The 12,832-nt window shown below is 73.5% G+C and carries 12 protein-coding genes; 5 read left to right on the top strand and 7 right to left on the bottom strand.

What is annotated here, in order from left to right:
* Positions 1-13: 13 nt before the first annotated feature.
* A complete protein-coding gene (locus ACFYST_RS04945) occupies positions 14-1,282 on the bottom strand; it encodes a tetratricopeptide repeat protein (protein ID WP_387634189.1) in 1,269 nt (422 codons plus the stop codon).
* A 252-nt stretch (positions 1,283-1,534) separates the two neighbouring features.
* Here ACFYST_RS04945 and ACFYST_RS04940 point away from each other — a divergent pair, with 252 nt between their 5' ends.
* Positions 1,535-1,816, top strand: a complete 282-nt coding sequence (locus ACFYST_RS04940; RefSeq protein ID WP_387634190.1) for a hypothetical protein — start codon at positions 1,535-1,537, stop codon at positions 1,814-1,816.
* A gap of 51 nt (positions 1,817-1,867) precedes the next feature.
* Here the strand turns inward: ACFYST_RS04940 and ACFYST_RS04935 are convergent, their stop codons facing one another.
* From ACFYST_RS04935 to ACFYST_RS04925, 3 genes are all read right to left on the bottom strand, one after another.
* Positions 1,868-2,902: a questin oxidase family protein gene (locus tag ACFYST_RS04935; protein ID WP_387859904.1), complete on the bottom strand. Its 1,035-nt coding sequence runs from the start codon at positions 2,900-2,902 to the stop codon at positions 1,868-1,870.
* A gap of 120 nt (positions 2,903-3,022) precedes the next feature.
* Positions 3,023-3,535: an HAD domain-containing protein gene (locus tag ACFYST_RS04930; RefSeq protein ID WP_387859902.1), complete on the bottom strand. Its 513-nt coding sequence runs from the start codon at positions 3,533-3,535 to the stop codon at positions 3,023-3,025.
* 39 nt (positions 3,536-3,574) lie between these two features.
* Positions 3,575-4,657, bottom strand: a complete 1,083-nt coding sequence (locus ACFYST_RS04925) for an alpha/beta hydrolase family protein (RefSeq protein ID WP_387859900.1) — start codon at positions 4,655-4,657, stop codon at positions 3,575-3,577.
* Between the two features lie 179 nt (positions 4,658-4,836).
* Between ACFYST_RS04925 and ACFYST_RS04920 the strand changes: the two genes are divergently transcribed.
* From ACFYST_RS04920 to cobM, 4 genes are all read left to right on the top strand, one after another.
* Positions 4,837-5,283, top strand: a complete 447-nt coding sequence (locus tag ACFYST_RS04920; RefSeq protein ID WP_387634200.1) for a MarR family winged helix-turn-helix transcriptional regulator — start codon at positions 4,837-4,839, stop codon at positions 5,281-5,283.
* A 154-nt stretch (positions 5,284-5,437) separates the two neighbouring features.
* The gene (locus ACFYST_RS04915) at positions 5,438-6,670 is read left to right on the top strand and encodes an IS4 family transposase (protein WP_387859898.1); all 1,233 of its coding nucleotides are present in this window, start codon (positions 5,438-5,440) and stop codon (positions 6,668-6,670) included.
* Between the two features lie 150 nt (positions 6,671-6,820).
* The gene (gene cbiE, locus ACFYST_RS04910; RefSeq protein ID WP_387859896.1) at positions 6,821-8,086 is read left to right on the top strand and encodes a precorrin-6y C5,15-methyltransferase (decarboxylating) subunit CbiE; all 1,266 of its coding nucleotides are present in this window, start codon (positions 6,821-6,823) and stop codon (positions 8,084-8,086) included.
* Positions 8,083-8,823: a precorrin-4 C(11)-methyltransferase gene (cobM, locus tag ACFYST_RS04905; RefSeq protein ID WP_387859895.1), complete on the top strand. Its 741-nt coding sequence runs from the start codon at positions 8,083-8,085 to the stop codon at positions 8,821-8,823. The genes cbiE and cobM overlap by 4 nt, the downstream gene beginning before the upstream one ends.
* Before the next feature lie 141 nt (positions 8,824-8,964).
* On the opposite strand, the gene ACFYST_RS04900 is transcribed toward cobM, so the two are convergent.
* The 3 genes from ACFYST_RS04900 to ACFYST_RS04890 are packed head-to-tail and all read right to left on the bottom strand — an operon-like array spanning position 8,965 to position 12,589.
* A complete protein-coding gene (locus tag ACFYST_RS04900) occupies positions 8,965-9,594 on the bottom strand; it encodes a bifunctional 4-hydroxy-2-oxoglutarate aldolase/2-dehydro-3-deoxy-phosphogluconate aldolase (protein ID WP_387859893.1) in 630 nt (209 codons plus the stop codon).
* A gap of 50 nt (positions 9,595-9,644) precedes the next feature.
* Complete coding sequence (locus tag ACFYST_RS04895; protein WP_387859891.1) at positions 9,645-11,255, bottom strand: amidohydrolase family protein; 1,611 nt, start codon at positions 11,253-11,255, stop codon at positions 9,645-9,647.
* The gene (locus ACFYST_RS04890; RefSeq protein WP_387859889.1) at positions 11,255-12,589 is read right to left on the bottom strand and encodes an amino acid deaminase; all 1,335 of its coding nucleotides are present in this window, start codon (positions 12,587-12,589) and stop codon (positions 11,255-11,257) included. Before ACFYST_RS04890 ends, ACFYST_RS04895 begins: the two co-directional genes overlap by 1 nt.
* Positions 12,590-12,832: the final 243 nt, after the last annotated feature.

Genomic DNA, 12,832 nt, shown 5'->3' with positions numbered 1-12,832 from the left:
CGCTCGCCGCCGGTCAGGGGTGGAACAGCCGGTACAGATCGGGTCGGACCACCCGCGTGGTCCGACCCTGCCGGAGCAGCGCCACCGCGTCCTGGACGCAGCCGAGTTCGATCAGCTGGCCGGCCAACCGGCGGCGGCAGGACGGGTCATCCGCGTGCGGCCGAAGCAGGGCGGCGGCTTCCTCGAACCGCCCCTGGTCGGCGAGCAGTTCGGCGATCTCCTGAACGGCGGACGGCGGGTCGTCGTCGGGGTACGCCAGAGCCAGCTCGATCGCCTCGTCCAGCAGCCCGCAGCCAGCCAGAAGCCTGAGGCGCAAACTGAACAACTCCCAGTCCTCCGCGTTTTCATGATGGGCCGTCATGTCATCCAGGAGTGCCAGTCCGTCCTGCGGCCGACCGTGGTCGACGTACAGCGCGCACAGGGCCGAGACGATCCAGTCCTCCGCCCCGCCGTACGACTCGACCAGCGCTCGCATCACCGCGATCGCCTCTGCCAACCTTCCGTGCCGGGCCAGGAGTTGAGCGTGCCCGAGGGCAGCGTCCCGCGACTCCCCGGCCGCGCGGTACACGGCGACGGCGCCCGCCACATCGCCGCGTTCCTCCAGTACCCCGGCGAGGCGCCATGCCGCAGGCCCGTCGGGGTCGGCCGCCGCGTGCGCGCGCAGATCCTCGAACCGGCCGTGCCGCGCCAGCAGTTCGGACAGCCGGCCTTCGTCGACCGGCTGCTCGGCACCGAGCAGCGCGATCGCCTCGTCGATCCGGCCCTGCCGCTCCCGGACGGTGGCCAGCAGGTCGAGCGCCGTCCCGGGGTGGAGCCCTCGGCAGCACCACGGGCCGTCGCACCAGTGCCCGGCCGGAATCCTCGCGGCCAGCAGCGCGGCGGCCTCCTCCTCCCGGCCCGCCACTCCGGCCACCTCGACCATCGCGGCGGCCAGGCCCGCGTCCTCAACTCCCGCGCTCAGCAACGTGAATGCCTCGACGCCACGCCCCTGCCGGGCCAGCAGCCGGCCGAGGAACTCCAGCGGACGCCCACCGGTCCTCGCATGCCGACGGACCAGCTCGATCGCCTCGTCCGGCCGTCCCCACTCCACGAGCAGCTCCGCCTGCGCCTCGACGGCCGGCCACCACTCCGACTCGACGTACGGCGCCAGCACCGCAAGCGCCTCCGCCTGCCGCCCCTGCTCACCCAGCACCCGCGCCCACGCCCGCGCGCAGAACCACTCCCCCTGCCGGGCCTGGACTTCCACCTCCTCCGCGTGCCCGAGCTCGAGCAGCCGGACCACCAGGGGCGGAGGAATCGTCCCGGCACAACGATCAAGATCAGCAGCGTCCACGGCAGCGCACGCTAACGCCACCGACCGACAGTGGCGCAGCCCCGGGAGTCCGGCCTGTCGGCCACCACCCCCAGGACCCTTGCACGCTCGCCGATTCGAGCGATTGGCGGTGCCGTTCGGGGACGAACCGGCCGTGCGGGGAATTCCCCGTTCGAAGAGGCACCCGCTCCCAGCCGGGCGTCCTCGGAAGGGAGTACAGTCATGCGTCGTCGTCTCACGGGAATCGGCCTGCTGGCCGTCACCGGCGTGCTCGCCCTCGCCGTCCCCGCCCAGGCCGCCACGGGCACGCTGATCGTGAACGGGGTGGCCCACCACAACCCCGCGCGGGGCTGCTACAGCACCACGTCCCCGGTGACCATCACGAACTTCACCGACTCGGCCGTGCTGGTGCACGCCGCCGCGAACTGCCAGGGACCGGTGACGGCGGAGGTGGATCCCGGGATGTCCAAGCACGCCGTCGGGACGAGCTACTTCGTCCTCTGAGGCACGCTGCGCCGGAGTGGGAAGCCGGCCGTTCCGACCTCCCACTCCGTCTCATCCGACCCTCCGCCCGTCCGACCCTCCGATCGGAGCGGTCAACTCCATGGCGCGCACCGCCGCCGCCAGCGCGGGCCCGTCGCCCACGTCCAGGGCCGTGTCCGTCAACTTGATGACGTGTTCGTCGCCGTGCGACAGCGCCCGCTCGACGACCTCGTCGGGGGTGAGGCCGTCGAGCGGCACGTACGGGACCGCCGCGGCCGGCGCGTACATCGCGGTCACGGCCGCCGAGGCCGTCCAGGCGGCCCGCAGGCTCGACGGCCACAGGGCGTGCGGCAGAGCGGGCAGGGTGCGCAGGACGGCGTTGGGTGCCGTGGCCGCGTGGACCAGCATCGTCTCCTCCCCGTGCCCGTGGGTGGCGTACCGGTGGGTCGCCGCCCGCACCAGCTCGACGAGCCGGCGGTGCGCCTCGGCCGGTTCCATCGCCGTGGCCGCCCACACCGGCAGGGCCCTGACGCGGTCGAGCCGGGCCGGGAAGCCCCCGTCCTGGACGGCGATCCGCGGCACCAGTCCGAGCGCGGCGGCCGCGCTGTCGGCACCGGGCAGCGGGGTGAGAGCCGCGACGGGCCGGTGGCGGGCGGCCCAGTAGCCGAGGCCGTGGGCAAGTTCGGCCAGCCGGGGTTCGGTGACCGCGCCGGACAGCAGGGTGCGCACGGCGTGGCCCACCCGGATCACCGGGTGGGTGGAGCCGCCGTAGATGCCGGGCAGCAGGCGGGGCCACCACTCGCCGAGCACCTCGCGCCACGGACGTTCCGCGACCTCGCGCTCGAAGAACCCGATCCAGTCGGCCGCACGGCGCGGATCACCCAGCGCCTCGTGCCAGTTGGCGGCCGTGACCCGCTCGACCCCGGACGGGAACTCCTCCAGCATGCGGGCGTACCGGTCGAGCCAACCGTGCACCGCATCCGCCCGCCCGCGGGCGGCGAGCGCCTCCACCGCCATCGGCGCGTGATTGGTCAGCCTCCCGAGCCGTTCGGGCCCCGAGCGGTGCAGGCGTTCGAGCGCCTCGTCCAACGTCCCTGTGACATCCATGCTGGGGACGGTACGCAGAACCACCAGGCCCGCGTAACGGACTGAAGACGTAGGCCTCGTCCTCGGATCGGCCCAGGTCGTGGGACCGACGCCCCGCCCGACCGACCTTAAGACCCGCCGTCAGGCCGGGTGGCGCAGCCAGTCCTCGAGGATGGTGAAATCCCGTTCGGTCAGGCCGAGTTCGGGGTTGACGCGGTGGAGCAGCGCCGGGCCGGGGTGGTGGTGGGCGACCCACTCGCGGTCGGCTTCGGTGATCTCGTCGTCGACCCAGGCGAACGGGGTTCCGGCGGCGTGGGCGGTGAGTGCGGGGGTCTTCCAGTGGACGCCCGGCGGGAGGTGGGGGGTGGTGTGCGGCGGGTCGGGCAGGACGGGGAGTGCGGGGAGGCCGAGCAGCGGGGCGATGCAGGTGTTGGCGTCGTCGAACCAGGTGGTGGCCCAGATCAAGTGGCAGGGCAGTGCGGCGAGTTGCTGGCCGATGGCGGGGTCGAGGCGGGTCAGCAGGGGGTTGGACTCGCCGGTCAGTTCGCGGATCCGGCGCGCCGTCAGGTGGGTGCGGTGGCGGGCGGGGTCGCCGCCGAACGGGATCAGTGGGCCGTCGACGTCGAGGTAGAGCAGGGGCAGCGGAGACTCCATCCGGTCGATGATGCCGGGGCGGAGGCTCCGCCGCACCTGTCATGCCGACCGCAGCGTCTCGGCCAACCAGTCGGCGGTGTCCGGCAGCCACTCCGACTGTGCGTTGCCGAGCAGGTGGTTGCCGCACGGGACGTACAGCAGCTCGGCGTGCGGGAGGTCCGCGGTGAGCGCGTCGGCGTTGGTGAAGCCGGGGATCCGGTCCTCCCCGCCCTCGACCAGCAGCAACGGACAGCGCAGTTGCGGTGCGAGCGCGGCCAGGTCCAGGCCGTCGACGAATGCGCGCGCGGCGTCCGCGTCGCCGCACCGCTGGCCGAGGGTGGCGGCGACGAACGGGACGAGTCCGTCCCAGTCCAGCCGGTACGGGCCGCTGACCAGCGCGGCGGCGCGCACCCGCCGGTCGTGGGCGGCGACCCGTGCGGCGAGGTATCCGCCGAGGCTGAGGCCGACCACGGCGATCCGGCCGAGGTCGACCGGCGCCTCGCCGGCCGCGGCGGCGTCGGCGAGCGCGTCCAGGGCGCGGACAACCGCGCGGCAGTGGCCCTCCGCGTCCAGCAGCGTCTCGGTGGCCAGCACGCCCTGGCCGGGTCCGTCGATCGCCAGGACGGCGACGCCACGCGGGAGCAGCGCGTCCGCGAGGGCGTGGAACTCCTCCTTCGAGGAGTCCATGCCAGGGATCACCACCGCGACCGGAAAGCGCTTACCCTCTGCCTCCGCCGGGATCCGCAGCCATCCGGTGAACCCGTCGCCGGACAGGCGGCGGGCCTGCGGTTCGAGCAGGGCCAGCGACTGTTCCATCGACCGGTCCGCCTCCCTCGCGACCTCCGTCGCCCGCTCCCGGTCCGGGTCGGGCATCAGGGCCGCGAGGTGGAACCAGCGGGCGGCCAGGCGGTGGCGCTCGCCGGCCGTCCGGGTGCGGCCGGCCTTGGCGGCCTGCTCGGCGGCGGCGCGGTGCCGGAGTGCGGCCGCACGGCAGACGTCGGGCCACTGGAGCATCGACTCCAGCGACGCGGTGACCCGGTCGTACTCGTGCAGATCGACGCCCGCACCGTGGGCGCGCGGGCGGGTCTCCGCGGTGAAGCCGGCGGCCATACCGGGGGCGGAGAGGAAGGAGAGGTCGGTCATCGGTGTGCGGTCCTCCGGGGCACGGGTGTCAGCCGGGCTGACAGATCGACAAATCAACACGCCGGGAGGAACGCAGCGGCACAGCATCCGCTCCCCCGCATGCTCAACACCCCGATCATCATCAATCAGTTGATGACTGTCAACGCTTATACGTCGACCAGCCCTTGTAGCATCGCCGCATGGGAATGCCTGCCAGTGACCGTCTCGGCATCGATCTGAACCTCGCCGTCCAGGAGCTGCTGGCCGCGAAACGCACCGCCGTCGAACCCGCCGGACTGACGGTGCCGCAGTACGCGGCCCTGTTCATGCTTGCCGAGAACGCGGGCATCAGCGGCGCCGCGCTCGCCCGGGCCTGCCAGGTCACCCCGCAGGCGATGGCCATGACGCTCAAGCACCTCACCGAGCGCCGCCTGGTGGAACGCGCCCCGCACCGCTGGCACCGCAACATCCTGGCGACCCGTCTCACCGACCGCGGCCGCGCCGCGCTGGAACTCGCCGACGACCGCGCCAGCGCCATCGAGGAGGCGCTGTCCGAGGAGTTCACCGCCGCCGAACGGGACCAGCTGCGCCACCTCCTGGCCCGCGCCATCAGCGCCATCCGTTACGCCGCCGACGACCTCGACTGACAGTAAGGATGCGCGGTGCCTCCTCCGCCGGGTCCGACCACCGCCCGGCCCGGAACCACCGCCAACAGACGTCCGGCCGCCGCGCGTTGCGAACGCCTGGCATCCCGGGCCGGGTTCGCGGTGACTTCGCCGTGGGCGGCTCGTTGAACGGGTCGTGCCAGTGCCAAGGCAGACCAACGCACCGACGGACATCCGGCCTGCGGAGCGTGCCGCGCTGGGGATACTGACGCGCGCCTTCCCGCCCGAACTGGTCGACCAGGTACTGATCGACTGCGGACGGGTCGAGCAGCGCAGCCGCCTGCTTCCGGCCCGCGTGGTGGTCTACTTCGTGCTGGCGATGGCGATGTTCGCCGACCTCGGCTACCCGGACGTCGCCCACCTGCTGGTCAACGAGCTGGAGCGGGAACGCTGGTGGCCGAGGGCCCGCCAGTTGCCCACCCCCGCCGCGATCGGCCGGGCCCGGCTGCGGCTCGGCCCGGAACCGCTGCGCCGCCTGTTCGAACGGACCTGCCCGCCGCCGGCCGGCCGGACCATCGCCGACGCCTGGTACCGCGGCAAGCGGCTGGTCGCCCTCGACGGCACGATCCTCGACGTCCCGGACACGCCGCCGAACGCCGCACACTTCGGCCGGACGCTCGGCAGCACCGTCCGAAAGCCCGTCCGCACCACCGCTCCCCGCGCCACCGGCAGGCCTCCCGCGCGGCCCGCCGTCCCGGAGCCCGTCAACTACCCGCAAGCCAGGGTCAGCGCCCTGGTCGAGTGCGGGACCCACACCACGCTCACCGCCGACATCGGCCCGCTCTCGACCCACGAACGCGCCCTCGCCGCAGCCATCTACCCGACGCTGACCCGCGACATGCTCGTGCTCGCCGACCGCGGCACGACCGATCCGGCGATCTGGCAGGCCGCCCGCGCAGGCGGTGCCGACCTGCTCTGGCAGGTGCCCGCCAGCCTTCAACTCCCGCTCGCCGCACGCCTGGACGACGGCTCCCACCTGACCGGTCCGACCGGTCCGACCGGCGCGGCCGACCCGACCGGACCGGCTCGCGAACACGCCTGCCCCGCCCAGGTCCGCGTCATCGACTACACCCTCGACACCGACCGTCGCAGCGCCCCGCCGCACCGCCTGCTCACCAGCCTGCTCGATCCGGCCGCCGCCCCGGCCGCCGACCTCGCCGCCCGCTACACCCACCAGTCCCGCACCGGAACGGCGCTCGACCACCTGATCCCGCCGCAACCGGCCCAGACCCTGCGCTCCCGCCACCCCGAGGGCATCGAGCAGGAGATCTTCGCCCTGCTGCTCCTCCACCGCACCTTCCCCACCGCCCCCACGGCGCCGACCACATCCACGCCGCCCACCGTCCAACTGGTGTCCACGCCCGACTGACCCCGCGCCGCGCGGCTCGGGAGCCGGGGAGCCCGGGAGCTCCGGTGTGGCCAATGTCGCACGGTGGATCTCCGCAGCTCGTGGGGGGTATGACGGTCTACTGCCGGTAGGCTGCGGCTGCCCGTCCCCCGAGCTGTGAGGAGTTTGCGCGTGTCTGCGATCACCGTGGTGGGGGTCGGTGCGGACGGCTGGCCGGGGCTGTCGGAGGCGGCCCGGGCGGCGTTGCACACGGCGGAGGCGGTCCTGGGCGGAGCCCGGCAGCTGGCGCTGCTGCCCGCCGAGGTGACAGCGGATCGCGTGCCGTGGCCGTCGCCGTTGCGGCCTTCGGTGCCGGGGCTGCTGAATCGTTTCGCGGAGCGGCGGCTGGTGGTGCTGGCGAGCGGCGATCCGATGTTCTACGGGATCGGCCGGACGCTGATCGAGTGCGGCGTCCCGGCCGAGTCGCTGCGGGTGCTGCCGCATCCGTCCTCGGTGTCGCTGGCGTGCGCCCGGTTGGGCTGGCCGGTCGAGGAGACCGAGGTGGTGACGCTGGTCGGCCGCGCCCCCGAGACGCTGCACGCCGCGCTCTACCCCGGCCGCCGAATACTGGTGTTGAGCCCGAACGCCTCGACCCCCGCACAGGTGGCGAAGCTGCTGACGGAACGCGGCTTCGGCCCGAGCCGGATCCGGGTGCTGGAGCAACTCGGTGGCCCGGCCGAGACGCTGCGCGAGGGCATGGCGGACGACTGGTCGCTGCCGCCGGGCGATCCGCTGAACGTGCTGGCGATCGACTGCGTGGCTACCGACCCAAACTCGCCACGCCAGCAGCTGACTTCCGGCCTGCGCGACGAACTCTTCGAATCCGACGGCCAGTTGACGAAGCGTCATATCCGCGCGGCGACGCTGGCGGCGCTAGGCCCGGCGCCGGGCGAGCTGCTCTGGGACATCGGCGGCGGCTCGGGCTCGATCGGCATCGAATGGCTGCGGGCGCACCGCAGTTGCCGGGCCGTGAGCGTGGAGCGCGACCCGGTGCGGGTGGAGCGGATCGTCCGCAACGCGGCGTCCCTGGGCGTACCCCGGCTGCGGGTGGTGCACGGCGCGGCGCCGGCGGCGCTGGCCGAACTGGACGTCCCCGACGCGGTGTTCATCGGCGGCGGGCTGACCGCGCCGGGCGTGCTGGAGGCCTGCTGGTCGGCGCTGCGCCCGGGTGGGCGGCTGGTGGCGAACACGGTGACGCTGGAGTCGGAGGCGCTGCTCACTCAGTGGTACCGGCGCCACGGCGGGGAGTTGGTGAAGCTGAGCGTCGCACACGCGGTGCCGGTGGGCGGGTTCACGGGGTGGCGGCAGGCGATGCCGGTCACTCAGTGGAGCGTGGTCAAGGGCGGCGGCGCCGGGATGTCCGGTGCGGCCGAGGAACTCGGAGGAGCAGCGAAGTGACGGTCTATTTCATCGGTGCCGGTCCGGGTGCGGCCGATCTGATCACAGTGCGCGGGCAACGGACGCTGGCGGCGTGTGGGGTGTGCCTGTACGCGGGGAGCCTGGTCCCGCAGGAGCTGCTGGCCGACTGCCCGCCGGGGGCGCGCCTGGTGGACACCGCGAACCTCGACCTCGACCAGATCATCGCGGAGATCGTCCGCGCGCATGCCGAGGGCCAGGACGTGGCACGGCTGCACTCGGGCGACCCGTCGGTGTTCTCGGCGATGGCCGAGCAGATGCGTCGCCTGGACGCGGCGGACATCCCCTACGAGGTGGTGCCGGGCGTCCCGGCGTTCGCGGCGGCCGCAGCGGCCCTGAAGCGGGAGCTGACGGTCCCGACGGTCGGCCAGACGGTGATCCTGACCCGGGTGGCCCGCCAGGCGACGCCGATGCCGCCCGGCGAGGAACTGTCCGTCCTCGGCCAGAGCGGCGCCCTGCTGGTCCTGCACCTGGCGGCCCGCTACGTCGACAGCGTGGTGGACGAACTCCTCCCCCACTACGGACCGGACTGCCCCGCCGCTGTGGTGGCCATGGCCAGCCGCCCCGACGAGCTGGTGCTGCGCGGCACCCTCGGCGACATCGCCACCCAGGTCAAGGCCGCAGGCGTGCTCCGCACCGCCGTGATCATCGTCGGCCGCACCCTGGCCGCGACGGAGTTCCGCGACAGCCACCTGTACTCGACCACCCGCAGCCGGTAAGCGCTTTCCCGCTCCCTCCGGGGGCGACGCGGGGCGGCAGGGAGGCGACGGCGGGACGGCGAGTAAGCGCTTTCCCCGCCCCCTCCGTCGCTGCCCCCTCCGTCGCTGCCCCCTCCGTCGCCGCCCCCGGCCCGGCCGTTCTCAGCCGAGCGAGGCGATGAACGCCTTCGCGCGGCGGGTGATCTCTGCCCAGTCGCCGTCGGCGACGGTCTGCGGGGGGACGACGTCGGTGCCGGCGCAGACGGCGAGGGCGCCGTGGTCGAGGAAGGCCCTGGCGTTGGTGGCGTTGACGCCGCCGGAGGCGACCAGGGGGATGCCGGGGTACGGGCCCTGGAGGTCCTTGAGGTAGCCGGGGCCGAAGGTCTTCGCGGGAAAGATCTTCACGGCGGCGGCGCCGAGGTCGAGCGCGTCGGCGACCTCGCTGGGGGTCAGCGCGCCCATCACGACGGGGATTTCGGCGTCGCGGGCGACGGCGGCGACGGCGGGCCGCAGGCCGGGGGTGACCAGGAAGCCCGCGCCGGCGTCGATGCCTTCGCGGGCCTGCTCGGCGGTGAGCACGGTGCCGACGCCGATCCGGCAGCCGGCCTTCGCGGCGGTGGCGACGTGGCGGGCCACGGCCGGTGTGGTGAAGGTGAGTTCGGTCCAGGCGATGCCGCCTTCGGCGAGCGCTTCGCACAGCGCGACCGCGTCCGGGATCACCGGCGCCCGCACCACGGCTATCACGGGCTGTGCGGCCAACGCCGCGCGCAGGTCGGTCACTTCGGTTCCCATACTCCCCAACTCCTGTTTCCTGAGATACATCCGACTGGCCTGACGGACCGTCAATTCGCCGCCCGTACCAGGCCGTCCGCGTCACGCCGCAGCGCCCGCCCGGCCAGGTCGCCGGTCGGCTTGCCGTCGGTGAGGGCGGGAATGCCGCCGACCAGGACGTGCGCGATGCCGTCGGCGGGCCGGCGGGGATGGTCGAAGGTGGCGGTGTCGCGGACGGTCCCCGGGTCGAAGAGGACCAGGTCCGCGTGGTGGCCGGGGCGGATCAGTCCGCGCCGGTCGAGGCGCAGGCGGCGGGCGGGGCGGCCGGTCATCCGGGCGATCGCTTCTTCCAGCGTCAGGACGCCCAAGTCCCGGCTGTAGTGGGCGAGGTAGCGCGGGAAGGTGCCCCAGGCGCGGGGGTGCGGGCGGGCGCCGACGAGCAGGCCGTCGCTGCCGACGGTGTGCGCGGGGTGGCGCATGATGGCGCGGACGTTCTCCTCGTGGCCGACGTGCTGGAGGATCGTGGTGCCCAACTGGTCGGCGAGCAGCAGCCCGAAGAACACCTCGGTGCCGGTGAGTCCCTGTTCGGCGGCGAGTTCGGAGACCTTCCGGCCGACGACGCCCGCGAGCGCGGCGTTCCGGACGCCGGAGATCTGGATGGTGTCCCAGTCGGTGACCACGCCGTGGCAGCCGTCGCTGCCGTGCTCCTCGACGTCGGCACGGATGCGTTCGCGCGCGGCAGGGTCGGCGAGGCGGGAAAGGGTGGTTTCGGGGCCGCCTTCGGTGGCCCAACTGGGCAGCAGGGCAGCCAGGGTGGTGGATCCGGGCAGGTACGGGTAGCTGTCGAGAGTGACGTCGATGCCGTCGGCGAGGGCGGTGTCGACCAGGGCGAGGAACTCCTCGGCGCGGCCCTCGTTGACGCCGAAGTTCATGGTGGCGTGGGTGAGGTGCAGCGGGCAGCCGCTGCGCCGGGAGATCTCCACCATCTCCGCGTAGCCTTCCAACGCGCCTGCGCCGTAGGAGCGTTGGTGCGGTGCGTGGTAGCCGCCGCGGGCGGCGACGATCCGGCACAGTTCGACGAGTTCGGCGGTGTCGGCGTACATGCCGGGGGTGTAGGTGAGGCCGGTGGACATGCCGACCGCGCCGTCCGCCAGCGCCTGGTCCAACAGGGCACGCATCCGGTCGAGTTCGGCGTCGCTGGGGGCCCGGTTGTCCCAACCCATGGCGAGCATCCGGATGGTGCCGTGCGGGGCGAGGTAGCAGGCGTTGACGCCGATGGACCGGTCGAGGCGGTCGAGGTACTGGCCGACGGTGCGCCAGTTCCAGTCGAATCCGTCGGGATCGCCGTTCCAGCCTGCGAGTTGGCGGCGCAGCGCGGCGAGTGTGGTGTCGTCGGCGGGGGCGTAGGACAGTCCGTCCTGGCCGAGGACGTCGAGGGTGACGCCCTGGGTGATGCGGGAGGGGTGGTCGGGTTCGACGAGCAGGCTCAGGTCGGAGTGGGCGTGCAGGTCGATGAATCCGGGGGCGAGGACGAGGCCGTCGGCGTCGATGGTGCGGCGGGCGGTGAGGCCGTGGCCTATCTCGTCGATGTCGCCGTCGGAGGTGATGGTGACGTCGGCGCGGTAGCGGTCGGCGCCGGTGCCGTCGATGACGGTGGCGCCGCGCAGCAGGAGTTCGGGCATCAGAAGTACGTCCTCACCAGGTCGACGACGCGCGGGTGTTCGGCGTCGGCGTGGTCGAGGACGGGGATCAGGGTCCACTTGTCGAAGGCGGTGCAGGGGTGGGAGAGGCCGAGTCGGAGGACGGCGCCGATCGGGGCGGCGTTGCCGGCGCCGCGCAGGAAGGTGTGCTGGTCGTTGAGGGCGGTGACTTCGGCTCCCTTCAACTCGCCGCCGCCTCGGACGAGTTGCGGTTCGGGCAGTCCTTCGTCGAACGGCAGGTCGCGCTTTCCGGCGTCCAGCAGGGCGAGTTGGGGTTCGGGGTGGGAGACGACGCGGGCCCAGCCGTGCATGGCGGAGTGCAGGGGGGTGGCTCCGGTGGTGCGGGCGAGCGGGGAGATGCCGCGGTAGAAGCCGTCGTCGTGGGCGAGGTAGGCGCCGGCCCGGACGATGACGCGGGTGCCGGGGATTTCGGCGGCGAGCGGGGTCAACTCCTGGGCGACGGTGTCGAAGTAGGCGCTGCCGCCGGCGGTGACGATGGGGGTGGGGGTGCGGTAGCCGGGGGCGAGGCGGCGGTGCAGTTCGGCGAGGTCGCGCAGGTAGTCGCGGACGGTGGCGAGGGCGCGGTCGGAGGCGTCGTGGGCGAGGGCGCCTTCGTAGCCGCCGACGCCGGCCAGTCGGAGGGTGGGGGCGGCGTGCACGGCGGCGGCGACGTCGAGGGCGGCGGGGATGCCGCAGGCGCCGGTGCGGCCGCCGGGGCCGCCGAGTTCGACCAGGACTTCGACGGGGCGCTTCGCGCCGGCGGCGCGCAGGGCGGCGTCCATCTGCCGGGCGCTGTCGGCGGAGTCGACCCAGGAGGTGAAGGCGAACTCGGGGTCGCGGTCGAGTTCGGCGGCGAGCCAGGCGAGGCCGGCGGGGTCGAGCAGGGTGTTGGCGAGCAGCAGGCGCTGGACGCCGAAGGCGCGGGCGACGCGCAGTTGGGGCAGGTTGGCGAGGGTGATGGCGTGGGCGCCGGCGGCGAGTTGGGCCTGCCAGAGGGCGGGGGCCATGGTGGTTTTGCCGTGCGGGGCGAGCAGGACGCCGGCGTCGCGGCACCAGGCGGCCATGGTGTGCAGGTTGTGGTCGAGCGCGGCGGCGTCGAGGGTGAGCAGCGGGGTGCCGAGGGTGTCGAGGGTGGGGCCGGTGGCGAGCCAGTCGCGGACGGTGCGGCCCGCGGCGTCGGCGGGGATGGCTTTGAAGCGCCAGTCGAGTGTCTCGTCGGCGAGGGCTGCGACGGCAGCCGTGTCGATGCCGGGCCCGTGGGCGGGGTCCGCGAAGGAGTGGTGTCCGGTGTGCTGGTGTGCCGCCGCGTTGCTCATGGCTGTGCCTCCGTTCCGGTCCCGGCCCGCCGACGAGCTGGGATGTTGCAACATGTGCAACCTCTATTGCGCATGTTGGTGTTACGGTTCTAGCATTCACGCCGACGGCGGTCAACGGACCGCGACGCGGCCCGTCCACCCTCCCACCAGGCACGCAGTACCGGGGCTCACCGCCGAGTACCGGTCACGCGGGCCGCTGTTGGCGGGAGCGGGGGCGTGGGCCCGAGGGTGAGGGAGCGGGAT

Origin of the sequence: Kitasatospora sp. NPDC004614 (assembly GCF_042873675.1) — a bacterium.
Lineage (GTDB): Bacteria > Actinomycetota > Actinomycetes > Streptomycetales > Streptomycetaceae > Kitasatospora.
Note: the sequence above shows the minus strand (reverse complement) of the source record. Positions and strands in the feature narration are given on the sequence as shown.